23 protein-coding genes are annotated in these 22,499 nt (G+C 64.1%); 12 read left to right on the top strand and 11 right to left on the bottom strand.

The window, feature by feature from the left end:
- Window positions 1-20 precede the first annotated feature (20 nt).
- The 4 genes from qcrC to FOY51_RS11530 all read left to right on the top strand — a co-directional run bounded on the left by qcrC (window position 21) and on the right by FOY51_RS11530 (window position 4,596).
- Window positions 21-887 (top strand): cytochrome bc1 complex diheme cytochrome c subunit, encoded by an 867-nt coding sequence (qcrC, locus tag FOY51_RS11545; RefSeq protein ID WP_149430362.1) that lies wholly within the window; start codon window positions 21-23, stop codon window positions 885-887.
- Window positions 884-2,086: a cytochrome bc1 complex Rieske iron-sulfur subunit gene (gene qcrA, locus FOY51_RS11540; protein WP_149430361.1), complete on the top strand. Its 1,203-nt coding sequence runs from the start codon at window positions 884-886 to the stop codon at window positions 2,084-2,086. The genes qcrC and qcrA overlap by 4 nt, the downstream gene beginning before the upstream one ends.
- A complete protein-coding gene (gene qcrB / locus FOY51_RS11535) occupies window positions 2,083-3,774 on the top strand; it encodes a cytochrome bc1 complex cytochrome b subunit (RefSeq protein WP_149430360.1) in 1,692 nt (563 codons plus the stop codon). The genes qcrA and qcrB overlap by 4 nt, the downstream gene beginning before the upstream one ends.
- A 555-nt stretch (window positions 3,775-4,329) precedes the next feature.
- Entirely contained in the window at window positions 4,330-4,596 is a 267-nt protein-coding gene (locus FOY51_RS11530; RefSeq protein WP_149430359.1) for a helix-turn-helix domain-containing protein, read from the top strand.
- A gap of 102 nt (window positions 4,597-4,698) precedes the next feature.
- Here FOY51_RS11530 and FOY51_RS11525 read toward each other — a convergent pair whose 3' ends face one another.
- Entirely contained in the window at window positions 4,699-5,115 is a 417-nt protein-coding gene (locus tag FOY51_RS11525; protein WP_149430358.1) for a cytochrome c oxidase subunit 4, read from the bottom strand.
- A gap of 1 nt (window position 5,116) precedes the next feature.
- Window positions 5,117-6,190 carry an aa3-type cytochrome oxidase subunit II gene (gene ctaC / locus FOY51_RS11520; protein WP_149430357.1) on the bottom strand — a complete coding sequence of 358 codons (1,074 nt, stop codon included), beginning with the start codon at window positions 6,188-6,190 and terminating at the stop codon, window positions 5,117-5,119.
- Window positions 6,191-6,416: 226 nt separating this feature from the next.
- Between ctaC and asnB the strand changes: the two genes are divergently transcribed.
- The gene (gene asnB, locus FOY51_RS11515) at window positions 6,417-8,342 is read left to right on the top strand and encodes an asparagine synthase (glutamine-hydrolyzing) (RefSeq protein WP_149430453.1); all 1,926 of its coding nucleotides are present in this window, start codon (window positions 6,417-6,419) and stop codon (window positions 8,340-8,342) included.
- A gap of 3 nt (window positions 8,343-8,345) precedes the next feature.
- Here asnB and FOY51_RS11510 read toward each other — a convergent pair whose 3' ends face one another.
- The 3 genes from FOY51_RS11510 to FOY51_RS11500 form a co-directional block, all read right to left on the bottom strand.
- The gene (locus FOY51_RS11510) at window positions 8,346-9,329 is read right to left on the bottom strand and encodes a carbohydrate kinase family protein (RefSeq protein WP_149430452.1); all 984 of its coding nucleotides are present in this window, start codon (window positions 9,327-9,329) and stop codon (window positions 8,346-8,348) included.
- 157 nt (window positions 9,330-9,486) lie between these two features.
- On the bottom strand, window positions 9,487-9,927 hold the full coding sequence (locus tag FOY51_RS11505; RefSeq protein ID WP_149430356.1) for a hypothetical protein: 441 nt from the start codon (window positions 9,925-9,927) through the stop codon (window positions 9,487-9,489).
- A gap of 190 nt (window positions 9,928-10,117) precedes the next feature.
- Window positions 10,118-10,480, bottom strand: a complete 363-nt coding sequence (locus FOY51_RS11500) for a HesB/IscA family protein (RefSeq protein ID WP_149430355.1) — start codon at window positions 10,478-10,480, stop codon at window positions 10,118-10,120.
- Between the two features lie 149 nt (window positions 10,481-10,629).
- Here FOY51_RS11500 and FOY51_RS11495 point away from each other — a divergent pair, with 149 nt between their 5' ends.
- Entirely contained in the window at window positions 10,630-11,283 is a 654-nt protein-coding gene (locus FOY51_RS11495; protein ID WP_149430354.1) for a DUF3043 domain-containing protein, read from the top strand.
- Window positions 11,284-11,290: 7 nt separating this feature from the next.
- Here FOY51_RS11495 and FOY51_RS11490 read toward each other — a convergent pair whose 3' ends face one another.
- Window positions 11,291-11,512, bottom strand: a complete 222-nt coding sequence (locus FOY51_RS11490) for a hypothetical protein (RefSeq protein ID WP_149430353.1) — start codon at window positions 11,510-11,512, stop codon at window positions 11,291-11,293.
- Between the two features lie 86 nt (window positions 11,513-11,598).
- On the opposite strand from FOY51_RS11490, the gene FOY51_RS11485 reads away from it, so the two are divergent.
- From FOY51_RS11485 to FOY51_RS11460, 6 genes are all read left to right on the top strand, one after another.
- The gene (locus tag FOY51_RS11485) at window positions 11,599-12,573 is read left to right on the top strand and encodes a GlxA family transcriptional regulator (protein WP_149430352.1); all 975 of its coding nucleotides are present in this window, start codon (window positions 11,599-11,601) and stop codon (window positions 12,571-12,573) included.
- A 3-nt stretch (window positions 12,574-12,576) separates the two neighbouring features.
- Window positions 12,577-13,131 carry a bifunctional adenosylcobinamide kinase/adenosylcobinamide-phosphate guanylyltransferase gene (locus FOY51_RS11480; RefSeq protein ID WP_149430351.1) on the top strand — a complete coding sequence of 185 codons (555 nt, stop codon included), beginning with the start codon at window positions 12,577-12,579 and terminating at the stop codon, window positions 13,129-13,131.
- The gene (gene cobT, locus FOY51_RS11475; protein WP_149430350.1) at window positions 13,065-14,198 is read left to right on the top strand and encodes a nicotinate-nucleotide--dimethylbenzimidazole phosphoribosyltransferase; all 1,134 of its coding nucleotides are present in this window, start codon (window positions 13,065-13,067) and stop codon (window positions 14,196-14,198) included. The genes FOY51_RS11480 and cobT overlap by 67 nt, the downstream gene beginning before the upstream one ends.
- Window positions 14,199-14,203: 5 nt before the next feature.
- Window positions 14,204-14,950, top strand: coding sequence for an adenosylcobinamide-GDP ribazoletransferase (locus FOY51_RS11470; protein WP_149430349.1), 747 nt, complete (start codon window positions 14,204-14,206; stop codon window positions 14,948-14,950).
- 9 nt (window positions 14,951-14,959) lie between these two features.
- Window positions 14,960-15,670, top strand: coding sequence for an MBL fold metallo-hydrolase (locus FOY51_RS11465; RefSeq protein ID WP_235916256.1), 711 nt, complete (start codon window positions 14,960-14,962; stop codon window positions 15,668-15,670).
- A gap of 76 nt (window positions 15,671-15,746) precedes the next feature.
- The gene (locus tag FOY51_RS11460) at window positions 15,747-17,030 is read left to right on the top strand and encodes an HNH endonuclease signature motif containing protein (protein WP_149430348.1); all 1,284 of its coding nucleotides are present in this window, start codon (window positions 15,747-15,749) and stop codon (window positions 17,028-17,030) included.
- A gap of 99 nt (window positions 17,031-17,129) precedes the next feature.
- Here FOY51_RS11460 and FOY51_RS11455 read toward each other — a convergent pair whose 3' ends face one another.
- From FOY51_RS11455 to FOY51_RS11435, 5 genes are read right to left on the bottom strand one after another with little or no spacing between them, the layout of a single operon-like run.
- Entirely contained in the window at window positions 17,130-18,236 is a 1,107-nt protein-coding gene (locus tag FOY51_RS11455) for an ABC transporter ATP-binding protein (RefSeq protein ID WP_149430347.1), read from the bottom strand.
- Window positions 18,237-18,248: 12 nt separating this feature from the next.
- Window positions 18,249-19,124 carry a carbohydrate ABC transporter permease gene (locus tag FOY51_RS11450; RefSeq protein WP_149430346.1) on the bottom strand — a complete coding sequence of 292 codons (876 nt, stop codon included), beginning with the start codon at window positions 19,122-19,124 and terminating at the stop codon, window positions 18,249-18,251.
- A complete protein-coding gene (locus FOY51_RS11445; protein WP_149430345.1) occupies window positions 19,124-20,083 on the bottom strand; it encodes a carbohydrate ABC transporter permease in 960 nt (319 codons plus the stop codon). The genes FOY51_RS11450 and FOY51_RS11445 overlap by 1 nt, the downstream gene beginning before the upstream one ends.
- 2 nt (window positions 20,084-20,085) lie before the next feature.
- Window positions 20,086-21,438 carry an ABC transporter substrate-binding protein gene (locus FOY51_RS11440; protein WP_235916255.1) on the bottom strand — a complete coding sequence of 451 codons (1,353 nt, stop codon included), beginning with the start codon at window positions 21,436-21,438 and terminating at the stop codon, window positions 20,086-20,088.
- Complete coding sequence (locus FOY51_RS11435) at window positions 21,435-22,433, bottom strand: sugar-binding transcriptional regulator (protein WP_235916254.1); 999 nt, start codon at window positions 22,431-22,433, stop codon at window positions 21,435-21,437. The genes FOY51_RS11440 and FOY51_RS11435 overlap by 4 nt, the downstream gene beginning before the upstream one ends.
- Window positions 22,434-22,499 lie beyond the last annotated feature (66 nt).

The following is a 22,499-nucleotide window of genomic DNA, read 5'->3' as shown; positions in this document are numbered from 1 at the left end:
CCTCTACAAAAGGGATACAGATGAGTTCATCTCCCCCGTCAGCAGACGAGCACGACGCTCCGGAGCCTGCCGTCGACCACGTGAAGGCGCGCCGCAAGCGCAAGCTCCGTCGTCGAGTGGCCGGCGCGATGGTCCTCATGATGGGCCTGGTCGGTGCCGGTCTCCTTGCGTCCGCGTTGACGCCCACCCCCCAGGTGGCGACCGCGAGCGACGACCAGGCAGCACTGATCCGCGAAGGTAAGCAGCTCTACGACACGTCGTGCATCACGTGCCACGGCTCCAACCTGCAGGGTGTCCAGGATCGCGGACCCAGCCTCATCGGCGTCGGCGAGCAGGCTGTCTACTTCCAGGTGTCGAGCGGTCGTATGCCTGCGGCACGCAACGAAGCGCAGGCAACGCGTAAGCCTGCGAAGTTCGATGCAGGCCAGATCGACGCGATCGGCGCATACGTGCAGGCCAACGGCGGCGGCCCGACGGTGGTTCGCGACGCGAACGGCGAAATCGCCCAGTCGTCCCTACGTGGTGACGACATCGCCCGTGGTGGCGAGCTGTTCCGCCTCAACTGCGCGTCGTGCCACAACTTCACCGGTAAGGGCGGCGCACTGTCCTCCGGCAAGTTCGCGCCCCGACTGGCTCCCGCCAACGAGCAGCAGATCCTGGCCGCGATGCAGACCGGTCCGCAGAACATGCCGAAGTTCTCGGATCGTCAGTTGAGCCCGGAAGAAAAGCGCGACATCATCGCCTACGTCAAATCGTCGACCGAAACCAATCCGCAAGGCGGGTACGGTCTCGGCGGCTTCGGCCCCGCGACCGAAGCGGTGGCCCTGTGGGCAATCGGAATCGCCGCCGCTGTCGGCGCGGCGCTGTGGATCGGATCAAGGTCATGAGCGGGCAGGAGCGAGGCGACGTGGCTAAGGCCGGCGGAGCACAGGAGCAAGACCCGAAGACGTTGACTGCCGAGCAGCTCGACGCGATGAGCCACGACGATCTCGTCAAACTCGGTACCGAGATGGACGGCGTCGACATCGCGTTCCGTCGGGATCGCTGGCCGGTGCCGGGCACCAAGGCCGAGAAGCGGGCCGAGCGCAGTGTCGCAATCTGGTTCATCCTCGCCGGCCTGTCCGGCCTCGCCTTCATCGGCATCTTCTTGTTCTGGCCGTGGAAGTACAAGGGCATGGGCGAGCAGGACTACGGTCTGTACTCCCTCGCCACTCCCCTGTACGGCTTGACTCTCGGTTTCGCAATCGTCGCCATCGGTATCGGCGCGGTGCAGTTCACCAAGAAGTTCATTCCCGAAGAGGTGTCGATCCAGGATCGGCACGACGGCCAGTCGGCCGAGGTCGATCGCCGCACCATCGTTGCGGAACTCAGCGACTCGCTCAGCACGTCCACCATCGGTCGTCGCAAGCTCATCCAGCGCAGCGCCGGATTCGGTGTCGGCGCACTCGGATTGGGCGCGTTGCTGCCGTTCGTCGGCGGCATGGTGAAGAACCCGTGGGCCAAGGGCGACAAGTCACCGCTGTGGGTATCGGGTTGGACGCCCAACTACCCCGGCGAGACCATCTACATCCGTCGCGACACCGGTCGCCCGGAGGACGTGGTGCTGGTTCGGCCGGAAGACCTGGACGCCGGGGCCATGGAGACCGTCTTCCCGTTCCGTGAGAGCGATCGCGGCGACGAGGAGAAGCTGCTCGACGCGTTGCACGGCATTCGCAACGCGGTGATGCTGATTCGCCTGCGCACCGAGGACACCGCTCGTGTCATCAAGCGCAAGGGTCAGGAAAGCTTCAACTACGGCGACTACTTCGCCTACTCGAAGATCTGCACGCACCTCGGCTGCCCCACGTCGCTCTACGAGCAGCAGACCAACCGGATTCTGTGCCCGTGCCACCAGTCGCAGTTCAACGCTCTCGAATACGGAAAGCCGATATTCGGTCCGGCGGCTCGTGCATTGCCCCAGCTTCCGATTACAGTCAATAGCGAGGGTTTTTTGGTCGCCCGTGGCGACTTCATCGAACCGCTCGGACCCGCATACTGGGAGCGCCCGAACGGCGTTCATGAATCAGGATCGGAAGGTACGTCATGAGTCCAACCGTGGCAGACCGTGCCGCCCAGCAAGCGCAGGAAGTCGATTCCAGATATCACCTCGCTGCTGGACTGAAACGCCAGATCAACAAGGTTTTCCCGTCGCACTGGTCGTTCCTGCTCGGCGAGATCGCGCTGTACAGCTTCATCGTGCTGCTGATCTCCGGTGTCTATCTGACGCTGTTCTTCGACCCGTCGATGAAGGAAGTCGTCTACGACGGCGTCTACCAGCCGCTGCGCAACACGCACATGTCGCAGGCGTATGCGACCTCGCTCGACATCTCGTTCGAGGTTCGTGGCGGTCTCTTCGTGCGCCAGGTCCACCACTGGGCCGCGCTGCTGTTCGCCGCATCGATCATCGTGCACATGATGCGCATCTTCTTCACCGGCGCGTTCCGTCGTCCGCGTGAGGCCAACTGGGTCATCGGTTGCCTCCTGCTGGTGCTGGCGATGTTCGAGGGCTTCTTCGGTTACTCCCTTCCGGACGACCTGCTGTCCGGCACCGGGCTGCGAGCCGCGTTCTCGGGTATCACCATCAGCATGCCGATCATCGGCACCTGGTTGCACTGGCTGATGTTCGGTGGCGACTTCCCCGGAACGCTCATCATTCCGCGGCTCTACATCGCACACGTGCTGCTGCTTCCGGGCATCATTCTGGCGCTGATCGCAGCTCACCTCGCCTTGGTCTGGTACCAGAAGCACACTCAGTTCCCCGGACCCGGACGCACCGAAGAGAACGTCGTCGGCATTCGCATCATGCCGGTGTTCGCTGTGAAGAGTGGCGCGTTCTTCGCCATCGTCATGGGCGCCATCGCCATCATGGGCGGCGTGCTGCAGGTCAACCCGATCTGGAACCTGGGCCCGTACAACCCCTCGCAGGTCTCGGCGGGATCGCAGCCCGACTTCTACATGATGTGGACGGACGGCATGGCCCGCCTGTGGCCGGCCTGGGAGATCTACATCGGCAACTACATGATTCCGGCCGTGTTCTGGGTCGCGATCATCATGGGTCTGGTCTTCGCGCTGATGTTCTCGTACCCCTGGATCGAGAAGCGCCTGACCAAGGACACCGCGCATCACAACCTGCTGCAGCGTCCGCGCGACGTGCCGGTACGTACCGCGATCGGCGCCATGGCCATCGCCTTCTACGTGGTGCTGACGCTCTCGTGTGTCAACGACATCCTGGCGCTCACGTTCGACATCTCGCTGAACGCGACCACCTGGATCGGCCGGATCGGACTGCTGATCGCTCCCCCACTGGCGTACTACGTCACGTACCGCGTCTGCCTCGGCTTGCAGCGCAGTGACCGCGCGGTGCTCGAGCACGGCATCGAGACCGGTGTGATCAAGCGTCTGCCGCACGGTGAGTACATCGAGGTGCACCAGCCGCTCGGTGGCGTCGACGATCACGGCCACGCCATCCCGCTCGAGTACCAGGGCGCAGCAGTTCCGAAGAAGATGAACAAGCTCGGTTCCGCAGGCAAGCCGGGCTCCGGCAGCCTGTTGGTCGCCGATCCTGTTGCGCAGAGCGAAGCGCTGGCGAAGGCCCATCACGACGCGGAGCATCTGCAACTGTCGGTCCTCACGGAGTACCAGAGCCGTATCCACGGCAACGGCTCCAACGGGAACGGTTCAAGCGGCCACAACGGCAATGGCTCCAACGGAAACGGCAGCGGCGACAGCCACTGACCCACATCGACGACGAAGGCCCCCGGTCCATCGACTGGGGGCCTTCGTCGTCGGGCCTCATTCGGCCGTAGCCGCTCGTTCTTGTCGATCCTCTACACACCGGGGCGGGAATCGTGACAGCGGGCGGCTCCGACGGCCTCGTGATCACGGATGTTCTGACGCATCGGCCCAGCTTGGGTTCCGGTACCGGGCAACACTGGTTCACCGATGCTGGCGGAGTGAAACCACGTTTCGACGTCCCCGCGGGGACTTCCCGGCCGTGACTGACGTTGCCCGAACGCGAAGACATCGCATCCGGCATCGCTGGTGGCGAATCGATCCGGTCGAACGCGCGCCGACTCGGCCTGCGGAAAGGGTCGGATGCGCGGGTAGCGTATCGCCCGAGTACCGCTCAACGCCGATCCGACGCGCGAGCCCGACGCCCCAAACCGCGGCGAACTACTCTCGAACTCACCCACACCACCAGGTGTTGCACTCACCACATGAATTCACCTAGATGGCACGCGCAGAATCTCCGTGATCGACGACGAGTGGACCGGTATTAGAATTCGATCCATGGTTCGTATTCCATTGACAGCAGAAGAGTTGGTCCGTGGCAGGCGTCTCGGTGAGTTGCTGCGGACCGCCCGTGGCGCACGGAGCATGGTCGAGGTGGCGCGCACCGCAGGCATATCGGCCGAGACGTTGCGCAAGATCGAGGCGGGACGCATCGCAACGCCTGCGTTCTTCACGGTGGCATCGCTGGCAGCCGCGTTGAGCTTGTCGCTCGACGACGTCGCGGAAGTCCTGACCGACGTCGACACGGACTCGCGCGCCAGCTGACCCAACGGCAAGGGCTGATCCAACGGCGAAGGCTGATCCGACGGCAAAGGCCGCCACTCCCTGTGCGGAAGCGGCGGCCTTTGCCGTAAGAACTCTGCTACGTCAGTGCTTCTCGGGTCCCACGTGGTACTCGAAGACCAGTCCGGCTACTGCTGTGAGGACGCAGACGATGCCCAGCGCGATCAACCAGGGCTGGAAGAACGCCAGCGCCGTCGCCACCAGGGCAGCTGCGGCCGCGAGAGTGATCGGCCAGAAACTACCCGGGCTGAAGAAGCCCAGATCGCCTGCGCCGTCGGTGATCTCGGCATCCTCGTAGTCCTCGGGGCGCAGATCCAAACGCCGCGCGACGAATCGGAAGTACGTGCCGATGATCATAGTCAGGCCACCGGTCAGGATGATCGCGGTGGTACCGACCCACTCCACCCCCGTACGGGACAGCCCGGTGAAGAGGGCGTAGATGAAGGCGACGACAAAGGCGAACCCGGTGAGCAACTCGAACAGTCGTGCTTCGATCTTCATGTCAGTTGCCTTCCGCCGTGGTGGCCTCGCGCACGGTGCGATCGGTATTGAACGGCTTGGTGGTGGTCGCCGTAGGCGACTCACCGATCGAGGCGAGTGCATCCGCGTTGGTCATGCCCTTGCCACCCTCGCTGGTCGCCTTGCGAGCTTCCATGTACTGGGTGAACTTCTCGGGGCTCACGGCGCGAACTTCGAAGTTCATCGCCGAGTGGAATGTGCCGCACATTTCTGCGCAACGACCGACGAACGCACCTTCCTTCTCGATCTTGCTGATCTGGAAGACGTTGTCCGAGTGGTTTTCCTTGGGGTTCGGGTTCACGTCGCGCTTGAACAGGAACTCGGGAACCCAGAAGCCGTGGATCACATCGGCAGACGCGATCTGGAACTCGACCCGCTTGTCGGTCGGGAGTACCAGAACGGGGATCTCCGAGCTGGAACCAACGGTCTCGATGCGGTCGTAGTGCAGGTACGAGAGGTCCTGCGGATCCTTGCCGTCGATGGCGCCCGGTCGTGGCTCGCCTTCCTCGTTGGTCCGCTCCGCCGACTTCTTGGCAGTCTCGGCCAGTGCGTCCTCACGCACGTGGTCGATGCCGTCGAACTTCGCGGCGCCGTCCTTGAGGTCGATGGTGCGGTAGCCGAACTTCCAGTTCCACTGGTAAGCAGTGACATCCACCACGACGTCCGGGTTCGGGACCTTCTCGCCGACGTAGTTCTGGACGACGACGGTGAAGTAGAAGAGCACCGCGATGATGACGAAGGGCGCAGCCGTGTACGACAGCTCCAGCGGCACGTTGTAACCGGTCTGCCGAGGGAACTCCGGCGAGTCCTTCTTCTTACGGTGGAAAACCACCGTCCAGAACGTGAGCCCCCACACGATCACACCCATGATCAGGGCGGCGATCACAGACCACGTCCACAGCTCGCGCATCCGCTCGGCCTGCGGCGTCACACCGGACGGCCAGCCGAAACGAAGCACTTGGTTATCTATCGAACAACCCGACAGCACCATGGCGGCCACTGCGAGAGATGCAGCCAACCCGGCTCGCCGAAGGATCCGACTGTGCGCCACGTTCACGCCTTCCTGATCGCCCCAAATTTCGATGGCCCTACTGATTACGCAAAGCAGCGAGCCACACCAGGTCGGCTCGAATACTACGCAGCGTAGACCAAAGGCGGGGGGTCTTCGCTCTCGGGTAGGAACCGACACTCCGACCGAACTACGGCATACTCGGCGAAAGGTTTTCCCGCCTGTCCCCCTCCGGACCGGCGACCTCCCATTGTGAATCGAGGTGCGTGTCGCCGTGTGCGGACTGCTCGGGTTTCTGACGTCGAACGGCACCACCCCGGACGCCGTCGCAGCGGTCGATTCGGCCATGCACTGCCTCCGTCACCGCGGCCCGGACGATCACGGCACCTGGCACGACGACGACATCGTCTTCGGCTTCAACCGTCTCTCCCTCATCGATCTCGAGCACTCGCATCAGCCGCTCATCTGGGGGCCGCCGGAGAGCCCGGACCGCTATGCACTCACCTTCAACGGCGAGATCTACAACTACCTGGAACTGCGCGCAGAACTTGCCGAGAAGCACGGTGCGACGTACCGAACCGAGGGCGACGGCGAGGCCATCGTCGCCGCGTTCCATTATTGGGGCGCAGACGCGGTGCGACGACTCCGCGGCATGTTCGGATTCGCGATCTGGGACACCGAGAAGCGTGAACTGTTCATCGCTCGCGATCCGTTCGGCATCAAGCCGATGTTCATCGCGACCAGCGCCAACGGCACGGTGTTCGGCAGCGAGAAGAAGAGCATTCTCGAACTGGGTCCGCTGCTCGGCATTTCCGATGCCCTCGACCCGCGGGCCATCGAGCACTACACCGTCCTGCAGTACGTGCCGGAGCCAGAAACGTTGCATGCGGACATCCGCAGGCTGGAATCGGGCAGCTACGCGACGTTGACACCGGGAACGGCTCCGCGGGTCACCCGCTACTTCACGCCCAAGTTCGATGTCCGGCCGTTCGCGCCGGGTACCGAGGCCGCGCGCTATCGCGAGATCGGTGCCGCTCTCGAGGACTCCGTCGCCAAGCACATGCGCGCAGATGTCACCGTCGGCTCGTTCCTGTCCGGCGGCATCGATTCGACGGCCATCGCGGCGCTGGCGATCCGGCACAACCCGAAGCTCATCACTTTTACGACGGGCTTCGAGCGTCAGGGCTATTCCGAGGTCGACGTGGCCGCCGAGTCGGCCGAGGCGATCGGTGCACGCCACATCGTCAAAACAGTCAGCCCCGAGGAATTCGCGAACGCGATCCCGGAGATCGTCTGGTATCTCGACGATCCGGTCGCCGATCCCGCACTGGTGCCGCTGTATTTCGTCGCGAAGGAAGCGCGCAAGCACGTCAAGGTCGTGCTGTCCGGCGAGGGCGCGGACGAATTGTTCGGCGGCTACACGATCTACCGGGAACCGTTGTCGCTGAAGCCTTTCGAACGGCTCACCCCCGGCCTCCGGCGGGCGGCGGCGAGGATGTCGGACAAGATGCCCGACGGTCGTCGCGGCAAGAGCCTGCTCAACCGCGGCTCGATGACGCTCGAGGAGCGCTACTACGGCAACGCCCGCAGCTTCAACGACGCACAGTTGCGTGCGGTGCTGCGCGACTTCCGCCCGGAGTGGACACATCAGGACGTCACCGCACCGATCTATGCCCAGTCGCTGGGCTGGGATCCGGTCACCCGAATGCAGCACCTGGACCTGTTCACCTGGCTGCGCGGCGACATCCTGGTCAAGGCCGACAAGATAACCATGGCCAACTCGCTGGAGCTTCGCGTCCCGTTCCTGGACTCCGAGGTGTTCCGGGTGGCAGAGCAGGTGCCGCTGGAACAGCGGATCACGAAGGACACCACCAAGTACGCCCTGCGGCAGGCGCTGGAAGGCATCGTGCCCGGGCACGTCCTGCACCGGGCGAAGCTGGGCTTCCCCGTTCCGCTACGCCACTGGCTCGCAGGTCCGGAGCTCTTCGATTGGGCGCATCAGCAGATCGTCGAGTCGCAGACCGATCACCTGCTGAACAAGCCCGCGATCACCAAGATGCTCGACGATCACCGCGCAGGCGTCTCCGATCACAGCCGCAGGCTCTGGACGGTCCTTGTGTTCATGATCTGGCACGGCATCTTCGTCGAAGAGCGCATCGTGCCGAACATCCAGGAGCCCGCGTACCCGGTCGCGCTGTAGCTTTTACGCAGGCGCGCTGAGTGCCCCGGTGATTTCGTCGGCGGCCTCGGCGCCGTAAGCACCGGTGAGGCGCTCCAGGGCTTCCGCGCGATCGAACGTCCAACCCTGCGGCGCGTCGGTTTCGATCACCAAGGTCGCGATCAGGCAGCCGAGCTGAGCGGAGCGCTCGTGGCTCAGGCCCGCCGACCGACCGGTGAGGAAGCCTGCACGGAAGCCGTCGCCGACGCCCGTCGGGTCGACCTTGGCGGTTTCCGGGACGACGTCGACCTTGACGACGGTGCCGTCGGCGTCGACGATCTCCACACCCCGGTGTCCGAGGGTGGTCACGCGCAGCGCCACCTTCGACTGGATCTCGTCACCCGAGAGACCGGACTTCTGCTGCAGCAGCGCCCACTCGTATTCGTTGGTGAACAGAATCGCCGCGCCGTCGATCAGCTTCGCGGCTGTCGGGCCGTCGAGGAATGCCAGCTGCTGCGACGGGTCCGCCGCGAAATCGATTCCCAGCGAACGGCATTCGTCAGTGTGTCGAAGCATCGCTTCCGGATCGTTGGCGCCGATGAGGACCAGCTCCAAGCCACCGTCGCGCTCGGCCAACGTGGTGATCGAGATGTCGCGGGCTTCGCTCATCGCACCCGGGTAGAACGACGCGATCTGCGCCATGTCCTGATCCGTGGTGCAGACGAAGCGCGCGGTGTGCGCGGTCTCCGAGACGGTGACGGCACTGCAGTCGACGTTGGTTGCCTCGAGCGCAGCACGGTAATCGGCGAAGTCCGCGCCGACGGAGCCCACCAGCAGCGGCGCACCGCCCAGCTGCCCGATCGCGTACGAGATGTTGCCCGCGACGCCGCCGCGGCGAACGATCAGGTCGTCGACCAGGAAGCTCAGGGACACGTGCTGCAGCTTGTCGGCGATCAGCTGATCGGCGAACCGGCCGGGAAACGTCATCAAGTGGTCGGTTGCGATCGATCCGGATACGGCGATGGTCACAGGCATGAGCCTTTCGGTGAATCGACAGTGCGCTATCCGAAGCTACCGCGGTACTGCCTGGGAGGTGTGTTCGCGCTGCAGCGCGAGGATCGGGGCGGCGTCTCAACCCAGGGGCGACTGTACTTCAACCCTGATCACACTGGACTCCGAGGGCGGGCTACTGCTTGGTGCCCGTGAAATCCGCCGCGAACCGTTCGATGACCGATCGGTCGGCGCGAAACTGCGTGACGACGCCGGTGGATGTGAAGTTGGTCGCGCTGCGCGCCACCGACCCGTCCTGGTGCCCCTGCGCCGTGCCGTCCGGCGGCAGATTGTGGTTGTAGTCGAATCGAATGCCCGGGCCGCGTTGGGTCCAGCGCAGCGAACCGGTCAGCCCGCTCCCCGTCACGACGGTGCCGTCGCCGCCTGGCGCGAACGTGAACGTTCCCGACCGGGTGACATCACCTGTTCGGTAGTGCTCGACCACACTGACCGACCAGGTTCCGACCACTGTGGTTGCATTCGGTGCAGCCGCGGCATTGCCTGCGACAGTGGCCGCGATTGCGACCGTCGCAGCCATACCCGCGACCACGCGACGAGACCCTGTAGGTGTCGACATCTCGATTCCCTCCCAGTTGGCAGCAAATGGTGATTGCCGGCTTCGGGGCCGGTGAGGAAAGCACACTCCAGACGCCTCGCATCGACCTAGTCACCGGCTAACACGCACTGTGCGCACAACAAAGCGAGGCCCTTCCGGGTGTTGGAAACCTGGAAAGACCTCGCGTTGTTCGGCTATCGAAGGGTTCGAGTCAGTTGAAGCTGTCGCCGCAGGCGCACGACCCGGTGGCGTTGGGGTTGTCGATCGTGAAGCCCTGCTTCTCGATCGAATCGACGAAATCGATCGATGCACCTTCGACGTACGGCGCGCTCATCCGGTCTACGGCGAGGCTGACGCCGCCGAAGTCCCGAACCAGGTCGCCGTCGAGGTTGCGATCGTCGAAGAAGAGTTGGTAGCGCAGACCCGCACAACCGCCCGGCTGGACCGCAATCCGCAGGGACAGGTCGTCGCGACCCTCCTGGTCGAGCAGAGCCTTCGCCTTGGCCGCGGCCGCATCGGTCATGGTGACCTTGTGGGTCTCGGTCTGGATTTCGGTCTCGTTCTGCACACTCATGGGCTCTCCCTATCGACAAGCTGTTCGTACCCGTGAACGCTTCAACGGTACTCCCGCCACAGCTATTCCTTCCAATGGTCGCATGCGCGCCGCCGCATCGACGACCACCGGGTTTCCCCAGCAGGCCGGACATCCCATAGCCTGGTCCTGTGAAGCTGTTACGCCGGGGAAACTCCGACAACTCGGACAACGACGCTGGGAACGCTGCGACCGAGGCCGCTGAGCCGACCGGTTCGACCGCAACCGCGGGCAAAGGTCGGCCGACGCCCAAGCGTCGTGATGCCGAGACGAAGCGTCGTGGACCTGTCGCTCCTGCCCCGCAGACCGCCAAGGAAGCGCGTGCGCGACGGAAGGCGAACCGCGGCACCAAAGCGGATCGCAAGTTGGCAGGCGAAGAGCGCAAGGCCCAGTCGCAGGAACGTCGCGCCCGCATGCTCGCCGGCGACGACGCGTACCTGCTCCCCCGCGACAAGGGTCCGGTGCGGGCGTTCGTCCGCGACATCGTCGACTCTCGACGCAGCCTGGTCGGGCTGTTCATGCCGCTGGCCTTGATCCTGATCCTCACGCTGTTCCTCAGTCCCGCACTGCAATTCATCGTCACCCTGGCGATGCTGATCATGATGTTGTTCATGCTCGCCGAGGGAGTCTGGGTGGGTCGGATGATCAACAGGCGGGTGCTGGAGAAGTTCCCGGACAGCACCGACGGTGGCATGAAGCTGGGCTGGTACGCGTTCGTTCGCGCGTCGCAGATCCGCAAGATGCGTGCTCCCAAGCCGCGCGTCAGTCCCGGCGACGCGGTCTGATCCAGTCTCAGTTGTGTGGTGCCCTACGGCTGATCGCGTCGATGTCCGCGAACGCCCGCTCGGCATCGCGATCGATGTGATCCGTTGCCCCGATAAACGCGTCACCGCGAAAGAAGTTGTAGCGGTACGGCGTGCCGTACACCGCTCGGCCGTGTGAACTGCGCTTCGATGCCACGAACAATCCCTGCAGCACGAGAACGACAAGTACGAGTGCGATGAAAGTGGTCATGGCAGTAAGTTTGCGATCATTTAATTACCGCCGGAAGTGGCAGTACTGACATTGTCCAACAAGATTCCGCCATCTATGCTGGGCTGATGTTGTCCAAGGTTGCGGCCGTACTCGTCGACCGCGCAGCGATGTTCGAGTTCGGCGTGGTCTGCGAGGTATTCGGCCTCGACCGGACCGCTGAAGGACTGCCCGCCATCGACTTTCGGGTCTGCGGCACACGACCGGGGGTTCCGCTGCGCACGTCGTCCCCCGGCGTCACCATCACGCCGGATTTCGGCCTCGACGCGATCAGTGGTGCCGATCTGGTCGCAGTACCCGCGGCCTCCGTCCGCGAGGATTTCGATCCGGAAGTCGTCGGCGCCATCCGAGCCGCATCCGACGCGGGCGCGACAATCCTCACCGTCTGCTCGGGCGCGTTTCTCGCCGGCGCCGCGGGACTGCTCGACGGGCGTCGTTGCACCACGCATTGGCGCTACGTCGATCAACTCGCCACCATGTTCCCCGAGGCGACGGTCGATCCTGACGTGCTGTTCGTCGACGAGGGCAACCTGATCACCAGCGCGGGCACCGCTGCGGGCATCGACGCGTCTTTGCATCTCGTTCGTCGAGAACTGGGCACCGTCGTCGCCAACGCGATCGCACGACGGATGGTGGTTCCACCCCAACGCGACGGCGGCCAGCGGCAATTCATCGAACAGCCGATCGTCGAATGCCGTTCCGACAGTTTGGCTTCCACACTGGCGTGGATGACGGCCAACCTGGATCAGCCGCAGTCCATCGACGACCTCGCCGCTCACGCAACCATGTCGACCCGCACGTTCGCGCGTCGCTTCGCCGCCGAGACCGGCACAACACCGGTCAAATGGCTGACCAACCAGCGCGTGCTGCTGGCGAAGACCCTGCTCGAGGACTCCGATCTCGGCTTGGAGACGATTGCCGAGCGCTGTGGGTTCGGTTCGGGCGCACTGCTGCGACACCACTTCAACAAGGTGGTGGGGCTCGCGCCCGCCGACTACCGTCGCCGCTTCGGCTGCCGCGATGTGGCGGTTGGTAGCGTCTAATCCGTGCCAGCCGCCGCCCAGCTCAGGACCCTTGTGTTGGGCGGGGCACGGTCGGGCAAATCGGGCTATGCGGAGCGGATCGTCGACGACGGCGGACCCGTTCGCTACGTCGCCACCGCACGACATGACCCGTCCGATCTCGATTTCGAGTCCCGCATCGATGCCCACCGCGCACGCCGGCCGCACAGCTGGACGCTCGTCGAGAGTGCCGACGGAGATCTCGCAACCATTCTCGGACTTACAGGTCCGGCAACGCTGGTAGACGACATCGGTACTTGGTTGACGGCAGAAATAGACGACGCCGACGCCTGGGATCGTCCTCGTGGCACCGTCGAACCCCGAGCCGACGCCTTGGTCGCCGCGATCGCCGACTACCGCGGGCGCCTGGTCCTGGTCAGCCCAGAGGTCGGTCTCGGCGTGATTCCCGAGACCAGATCCGGCCGCTTGTTCCGCGACGAACTCGGCGTGCTCAATCAGCGTATCGCTGCCGTATGCGACGAGGCCGTGTTCGTCGTCGCTGGACTTCCACTGGTTCTGAAAACGAAAGGCCAACCGTGACAAGCGGACCCATCCCTCCACCGCAGCCGGTGTTCGCGTCTGTCGCGGCACCCGATTCGCCCACGCGCAACGCGGCGGCGGCGCGGCAACTCCAGCTGACCAAGCCCGCGGGGTCGCTCGGCAAACTCGAAGCGCTGGGCAACTGGATCTCCGCCTGCCAAGGCGCCTGTCCCCCAAATGCTTTCGCACGTCCGCGGGTGGTGATCTTCGCGGGCGATCACGGTGTCGCCGGCAGTGGCGTTTCCGCCTACCCGAGCGAGGTGACAACGCAGATGGTCGCCAACTTCCTCAGCGGCGGTGCCGCGGTCAACGCGCTCGCACGGGTGTCCGGTGCGTCCGTTCGCGTTGTCGACATCGCAGTCGACGCCGATACCGAACCATCGATCTCCGCACACAAGATTCGACGGTCGTCGGGATCGATCGACACCGAGGACGCGATGACACACCAGGAGGTGGTCGACGCGATCGCGGCGGGACGGGCCATCGCCGACGAAGAAGTCGATTCCGGGGCCGACCTGCTGATCGCGGGCGATATGGGCATCGGAAACACAACGCCCGCAACGGTATTGATCGCGACGCTGACCGATTCCGAACCTGTCGTCGCAATCGGCCGCGGTACCGGCATCGACGACGCCGGATGGTGTCGCAAGACTGCGGCGGTGCGCGACGCGATGCGGCGCGCACGGCCGGTGACCAGGAACCCGGTCGAGTTGCTGCGCGTCGCATCGGGTGCCGACATCGCCGCCATGGCCGGATTTCTCGCGCAGGCGGCATTGCGCAAGACCCCGGTGATTCTCGACGGAGTCGTGGTGACCGCCGCCGCGTTGGTTGCCGAAGACCTTGCGCCGGGCGCGAAGAACTGGTGGGTCGCCGGGCACCGCTCTACCGAGCCCGCACACACGCTGGCGTTGACTCAGTTGCGGCTGGAACCGTTGTTGGAGTTGGACATGCGACTCGGCGAAGGCTCGGGCGCCTTGACAGCGCTGCCCGTGCTGCAGGCTGCCGTGGCCACGCTGGCCGACATGGCCACCTTTGCCGACGCCGGTGTCTCGACGTCGGACGACTGACCTTCGTGACAGGTTTGCGGCTCGCGTTCTCGTGGCTGACGGTGCTGCCGGTCGGGGGGCCTGCCGATGTCGATCGCCGCGCAGCCGGTCGCGCGATTGCGTCTACGCCGATAACCGGAGCGTTTCTCGGTGCCGTCGCAGCAGGTCTGCTGTGGGCACTGATCAGGATCGGACTGGAACCCGCGCTGGCCGGGCTGATAGTGGTTGCGACCTTGGCGCTGGCCTCGCGCGGGATGCATATCGACGGACTGGCCGATACTGCAGACGGTCTGGGCTGCTACGGCGACGCCGCGCGCGCCCGCGAAGTGATGCGCAGCGGCAGTTCGGGGCCGTTCGGGGTGGCGACGATCGTCGTTGCGATCGGAGTGCAGGCGTTGGCATTCGGTGCGTTGGGCGCTGCCGGTCAGTGGTTCGCGGTGGCCATCGCAGTGTGCGCGGGTCGGGTTGCGGTGGTCCTGGCTTGCCGACGCAGCGTGACGGCTGCGGACGATCGCGGTTTCGGCGCATTGGTCGCCGATACCCAGCCGGTGTGGCTCGGGCTGACCTGGGCGGCGGTGACGGTCGCCGCTGCCATCTGGAGCGTCGAACGGTGGTGGCAAGGGCCGATTGTCGTTGTGGTTGCCTTGCTGGTCGCCGTGGTGGTGGTTCGGCACTGTGTCCGCCGGTTCGGGGGTCTCAACGGCGACGTGCTGGGTGCCGCGATCGAAGTGACCGTGTCGATCGTTGCCGTGGGCCTCAGCGCCGGCGCGTAGGCTTTGGCCGTGTCCGAACGCCTGTACTTTCGCCAGCTACTGTCCGGCCGCGACTTTGCCGTCGGCGATCCGATCGCCACGCAGATGCGGAATTTCGCCTATCTGATCGGCGACAACGAGACCGGTGAGTGCCTGATCGTCGACCCCGCCTACGCCGCAGGCGAATTGGTCGACGCACTGGAAGCAGATGGGCTGCGACTGACCGGAGTCCTTGCCACGCACCACCATCCCGACCATGTCGGTGGCGAGATGATGGGTTTCACACTGCCCGGGCTGACGCAGTTGCTCGACCGGGTCGAGGTACCTGTGCACGTCAACGAGCATGAGGTCACGTGGGTTTCGCGCGTCACCGGTATCGCGGAGAGCAGCCTTACCGGCCATGGCAACGGCGACATCGTGTCGGTCGGCTCCATCGACATCGAGCTGCTCCACACGCCGGGGCATACGCCGGGCAGCCAGTGCTTTCTACTTGATGGGCGATTGGTCGCGGGCGATACGTTGTTCCTGGAAGGTTGCGGCCGCACCGACTTTCCCGGCGGTGACACCGACGAGATGTTCCGCAGCCTGCAGAACCTCGCCGCATTGAGCGGCGATCCGACGGTCTATCCGGGCCACGCATATTCGGCTGCGCCGAGCGCGCCACTGTCCGCGGTGCGCAGCGAGAATTACGTCTATCGCCCCCGCAGTCTCGACCAGTGGCGCGCGATGATGGGCGGGTAGGCGGGCGCACCGCTAATCCCAACTGCCCCAACAGTTTCAGAAGTTTCGTGTCGGAGGGCCTCGATACAATTCGGGCATGGGGTTAGGGGAGATTCTCGAGGAGATCAGGTCGGTGAGCCGCGAGTCGTGGCAGCTGACCGACGACGCGTTGGCGTCGTCCCTCGTCGAGGTGTGCTCCGCGATTCATGGTCTCGAAGCGTTGCGGTACCGGTTGATCAGCGACATGAACGAGCGCGGTGCGATCCCGTCCGGATACACCAGTGTCGCCGCCTGGTTGGCGTGCAGCACCTCGCTGAACACCCGCGAGGCGGTCCGGATCGAACGGCGCGCGGATGCTCTGCGTAGTAGTCCGGAGGTGCGGGCGGCGTACGAAGCCGACGACATCTGCGCCGATCATGCGGCGATGGTCATCAACTTCCTGGAACGACCCCCGGCCGCGATGCCAGAGGAGGCGGCACCCGCCGCCCTGAAGTTCCTCGTCGACGCCGCGAAAGATCGGGACACCCGGGTGCTGCGCGGTGCGATCGTAAAGTTGAAGCAAGTCTTCGAAACCGATGATCCACCACCCGCCGAAGACCTTGATCGCAACGAATTCTTCGCCTCCCCCACCAGCAACGGGCGGGTGGTGCTCAAGGGTGATGTCGATGCCGAGACCGGGGAGATGCTGCTCTCCGCGTTGTCACCGTTGTCGAAACCCCGACCCGCCTCCGATGCCGAACCCGACCGACGCACCCCAGCCCAACGACGGGCGGACGCGTTGACCGAGGTGCTCCGCCGCTACCACGATGCCGCGTGCGGACCCGACGAAGGCAACGAACGCCCACACCTACACGTCCACATCAACGCCAACGATCTCGTCGACAAGTCCGGCTCAGATAAGCCCGCTGCGGATCGTGGCGCCTACGACGAGATGTTCGCCGCCACCGATGTCGGCTGGACGCCGTGGATGGGGCCCTTATCGGTGGACACGGTTCGCCGGTTGGCGTGTGACTGCACCCTGTCACCGATCTTGTTGGACGAGAACGGCACCCCGATCGACCTCGGCAGAACAACCAAAGTGATTTCCCGAAAGTTGCGGCGGGCGTTGGTCGCTCGGGATCACGGCTGCGCGTTCCCCGGCTGCGGACGACCCCCGTCCTGGTGCGACGGACATCATGTCAAACACTGGGCAGATGGCGGACCGACCGATTTGGATAATCTGGTCCTGCTCTGCCGGTTTCATCACCGGATGATTCATCACAGCGGCTGGGACGTGATCATCGGCGAGGACCGGCACCCCTGGTTCATCCCACCCGTGCAACGCGACCGATTCCGAGAACCCCTACCCGCCAACAACCGCGGCACACCCGTCCCCGCGTAAACACCGGCACACAACCACACAGAACGGCTCCGCATCGGCTGCTCAGAATTTCAAAGCAACCAATGCGGAGCCGTCATGCTCGCCTTGGGGCGAAATGCCCTACTCGATCCGATCCCCCGTTTCAGGGTGGAACAGATGTACCGGACCGTCCAACTTCTTCAGCGTGATCGAGTCACCGAACTTGGCGGGCTTGCGGACAGCAGACCTCGCGACCAACGCAACCGGACCACCATCGAGCCCGGTCACCGACGAATCGTTCAGGTGCGCATACAGATACGACTCGCTGCCCAGTTCCTCGACCAGATCGACCTGTGCCGGAATACCGTCGCCGCCACTGCCGAGGCCCAACTGTTCCGGTCGCAGCCCCACCGTCACCGTCTTCACTCCCGCAGCGGCGATGGCCGAGACATCGGAGCGCTCCAGTGGCAGCGTGACGCCGCCGATCCGAACACCGTCGTCGGCGACCGGCACCGTGAACAGATTCATCGCAGGCGAACCGATGAAGCCCGCGACGAAGGCGTTGACCGGCCGGTCGTAGAGCTCGGTCGGTGAACTGAACTGTTGCAGCTTGCCGAACTTCAGCACCGCGACGCGGTCGCCCATCGTCATCGCCTCCACCTGATCGTGGGTCACGTAGACCGTGGTGGTGCCGAGCCGCCGCTGCAGTGCCGCGATCTGAGTACGCGTCTGTACGCGCAGTTTCGCGTCGAGGTTGGACAGCGGCTCGTCCATGCAGAACACCTGCGGCTCACGAACGATCGCACGCCCCATGGCAACCCGCTGGCGCTGGCCACCGGAGAGTTTGCCGGGCTTGCGATCGAGGAACTCGGTGAGATCGAGCACCTTGGCGGCTTCGGCCACTTTCTGCTTGCGCTCTGCCTCGGGTACGCCACGCATCTTCAGCGCGAACCCCATGTTCTCCCCGACCGTCTTGTTCGGATAGAGCGCGTAGTTCTGGAACACCATGGCAATGTCGCGGTCCTTCGACGGCACCCCCACCATGTTCTTCCCGTTGATCGAAATGGTGCCGCCGTCGATCTCCTCGAGTCCGGCGAGCATGCGCAGCGCCGTGCTCTTCCCGGAGCCGGACGGACCGACCAGGACCACGAACTCGCCGTCCTCGATCTCGAGGTCCAGTGAATCGACCGCGAGTTTGTCCGCGCCTTCGTAGACGCACGATGCTTTGTTGTACGAAATCTCGGCCATGACTGTCGCTCTCTACTTGATGGCGCCGAAGGACAGGCCGCGAACCAGTTTGTTCTGCGCGACCCAACCGGCGATGACTACGGGAAGTGCGGTGAGCACAGCGGCCGCGGACAACCGCGCCCAGTACAGACCCTCACCGGTGATGAATCCGACCAGGTAGACCGGAATGGTCTGTGCCTGAACAGCTGTCAGGTTGACCGCGAAGAAGAATTCGTTCCACGAGAAGATCACGCAGATCAGAGCGGTGGCGGCGATTCCCGGTGACACCAGCGGCAAAATCACTTCTCGCACCGCCGTCCATAGGCTGGCGCCGTCCATGCTGGCGGCCTCGAGCAGTTCGCTCGGCACCTCCAGGAAGAACGAGCGCATCATCCACACCGCGATCGGCAGGTTCATCGACGTGTAGAGGATCACCAACGTCCAGACGTTGTCGAGCATGCCCAGATCACCCACGATCACATACAGCGGGATGATCGCCGCAACCACCGGAAGCATCTTGGTGCTGATGAAGAAGAACAGTGCGTCTTGTGTCCCCTTCACCGGTCGTAGCGACAGCGCGAAAGCGGCAGGCACACCGAGCAGCAGCACCAGCAGCGTCGAAATCACCGTCGCGAACGCCGAATTCAGCAGTGTCGTGCCGATTCCGCTGGAGAGCACCGACTTGAATTGCTCCAGCGTCGGGGTGAAGAAGATGGTCGGCGGATCGGTATAGGCGTCGCCCTCGCTCTTGAATGCGGTGATCACCATCCACAGCACAGGGAAGAAGAATCCGATCCCCACCACCCAGGCAACGACGGACCAGACGGTGCCCTTGCCGAACTTCTTCTTACGTCCGATCGTCGGTGGTACCGCGGACTGCGTATCCGCAGCAGCTACATCGGTACTCATCAGGCCGCCTCCTCGTTCCCTGTGAAGCTCTTGAAGATCAAGCGAAGTGCCAGCGTCGAAATGATGATCGTGGCAATCACCGTCACCACGCCCATCGCCGCTGCCTGGCCGATATCGAAGCCCAGGAACGCGCGCTGGTAGATGTAATACGGCAGGTTCGAGCTGGCGACGCCCGGTCCGCCCGACGTCATCATGTAGACGGCGTCGAAGGTGTTGACCAGATACACGGCGCCGAGCACGGCGCCCAACTCGATGAACCTACGCAGATGCGGCAGGGTCAGTTCCCGGAACAACGCGAACGACGACGCACCGTCGACTCGGGCCGCTTCCATGATGTCGCGTGGCATCGACTGCAGCCCAGCGAGAATCAGCAACATCATGAACGGCGTCCACTGCCACACCAGGTCTGCCATCACCGACGGCAACGGGTACTTGCTGATCCAGTCCACCTGGCCGACGCCGAACGGCTTCAACACGAAGTTGACGAGCCCGAACACCGGGTCAAGCATCGTCGTCTTCCAGATCAGCGCCGCCGCAACGGGTGTGACCAGGAACGGCGTGATCAGCAGCGTGCGGATCAGACCGCGGCCGAAGAACTGCCGATCGAGCAACAGCGCCAGCAACAGGCCGAGGATCACCGAGATGATCACCGTGCCGACGATCATGATGACCGTGTTCAGCGCCACCTGGCGGAATTGGCTGTCCTTGAAGACGTCGACGTAGTTGTTGAGCCAATTGAACTTTCGCGAGCCCGGTCGCACCAGGTTCCACGACTGCGTCGAGTAGTAGAGCGTGAAGAGGAACGGAATCTGCGTCACCACGATCATGAAGATCAATGCGGGAAGCAGCGGTCCTCGCCTGCGCCAGCCCTCCGCACGAGAGATGATCTCGCGCTTCGACCTGATCGGCGTCGACGACGGCTCCGCTACCGAACCGGTCGGCAGAGAAGTTGTGGTCATGGCTACTTCGCCTCCTGATATGTCTTGCCGACCACCTCGGCATACTGCTGCGCCTGTTCCAGTGCGTCGTGGACGCTGATCCGCCCGGCTACGGCGGCACTGATCTGCTGACTGACGCGGGTACCGAGATCCTGGAACTCAGGAATCGTCAGGAATTGAATTCCGGTGTACGGCACCGGCTTCACGGTCGGCTTCTCCGGGTCGGCCTTCTCCATCGCGGACAGCGTCGGCGGTCCGTAGGCGGCTGCCGCCTTCTTGTACTCCGGGATTTCGTAGGTGGAAAGCCTGCTACCGGGCGGCACCCGCTCCCAGCCGAGTTCCTTGCCCACCTTCTCGATGTATTCCTTGTTGGTCATCCACGAGACGAACTTCCACGCAGCATCCGGCTTGGTGCTGGTCTTCGGAATACCGAGGGCCCAGGTGTAGAGCCAGCCGACGTCCTGCTTGGTCTCGACCGGGGCGGGAACGTAGCCGATCTTGCCGACCACCTTGCTCGACGTCGGATCTTCCAACACCGACACGGCTGCCGTCGAGTCGTACCACATCGCGGTGTTGCCCTGCGAGAGCTGCGTTGCACATTCGCTGAATCCGCTTGTCGCCGCGCCGGGTTCACCGTGTTGGCGCACCAGATCCACGTAGAACTGGACGGCCTTCTCAGTCTCCGGGCTGTTCAGTTCCGCGTTCCAGTTCTCGTCGAACCAGCGGCCGCCGAACGTGTTGATCACGGTATCGAGAGGTGCAAGCACCTCGCCCCAACCGGGCTTGCCGCGCAAGCAGATTCCGGATTGAGTCCCCGGCTTGTCCAGCTTCACGGCGATGTCGCGGACCTGCTCCCACGTGGGATTCGGCGGCATCTGCATGCCTGCTGCTTCGACCAGATCCTTGCGGTACATCAGGAACGACGACTCGCCGTAGAACGGCACCGAGTACATGCTGCCCTGATACGACAACGACTTCTGCAGCGACGGAATGAAATCCTGCTCGTCGTAGCCGGGCGTCTTCTTCATGTAGTCGGAAAGATTGGTGAGCCAACCGTTCTCGGCCCATTGCGGCGTCTCGTAGTTGCTGATCATGACCACGTCGAATTCACCGCCGCCGGTGGCCACCGATGCGGTGATCTTGGCGCGAGCCTCGTTCTCCGACAGGCTGACGAACTTCAACTTGATTCCGGGGTTGTCCTTCTCGAACTCCGGGGACAGCTTGATCGCGTCCTGCATCTGCGAGTTGGACACGATCGCGATCGTCACCGCATCCCCACCGCCCGACGTGAACGACCCGGCGCCCGCACAGCCCGCCGCAGTGAGGCTCACCACCGCGGCAATGGCGGTAAGCCCTGACCTCCATCGTGATTTCACTTGGCACCATCCTCTTTCTGTTCGAGCAGCCACCGAGCGCATTCGACGTCGGTAACGATCACCTTTGCGAGACCGCCGCGAAGCGCACCGAGGATCGCCTCGTGCTTCTTGGGCCCGCCTGACACCAGAAGTGTTGTGGCGCATCGACGAATCGCGTCGAGTCCAACGGAGACGGTGCGCGCGACCAAGGAACTCGCCACGTCGGCGCCGTTGCTGTCGAAGAATCTGCCGCCGATTTCGCCCACCGCACCCAGATCGTGTAGTTCGTCGAGCACGGCGGAATCGATGAAACTGCCTTCGAACAACGTGGTTGAGGTCGACACCGGGCCGAGTCCGAACATCATCATGTCCGCGTCGCGACCGCTGTCGAGAGCTCGCGAGATCACCGAGTCGTTCTCCAGCGCGCGAACAGTCGCGGGATCGGCGTACAACGGCGCGTTGAGTCGAATAGGGCCGGCCTGCAATTGTTCCGCGCAATGTCCGAGCGTGTAGTCGACACCGGTTTGGTAACCGATCGAGCTCATCGACCCGTCGAGTTGCACCACCTGGGTGCAGCGCGCCGACCGCGCGGGCAGTGCCTGCGCGACAGCGACAGTTTCAGGGCCCCAAGTGAATCCGAGCGTGTGGGCCGGTTGCAGCCGGCGCGTGACGACGGTCGCGGCAGCCCGACCCAACGCACCGTAGCCGGTGGGCGTGCCATCCGTGACGTCGCTGACGACGAGAGCTTCGGAGAGCCCGAACCGCTCTTCCAGATCGCGTTCGATGTCCGCATGCACCGTCCCCTGCAGGTGCGGCGGAACGTGAATGTCGATGCGTACCAACCCTTGTGCGCGTGCCCGCGCTACCAATCGTCCGGCCGTCGGCCGTGACACACCGAGGCGAGCGGCGATCTCCGCCTGCGTTGCGCCCTCCAGGTGATACATCGTCGCCGCACGCAGGGCCAGGCGAAGCTCGCTGCCCTGTTCGGGTGTCGGATCGACCGGAGGATTGGTCACTCGGAAGCCCTCGTTGCCTTCGATGTGCGGGTGAGCATTTGCTCACTCTGTGTTCATCTGCTCACA

Origin of the sequence: Antrihabitans cavernicola, from assembly GCF_008297975.1 — a bacterium.
GTDB lineage: Bacteria > Actinomycetota > Actinomycetes > Mycobacteriales > Mycobacteriaceae > Antrihabitans > Antrihabitans cavernicola.
Note: the sequence above shows the minus strand (reverse complement) of the source record. Positions and strands in the feature narration are given on the sequence as shown.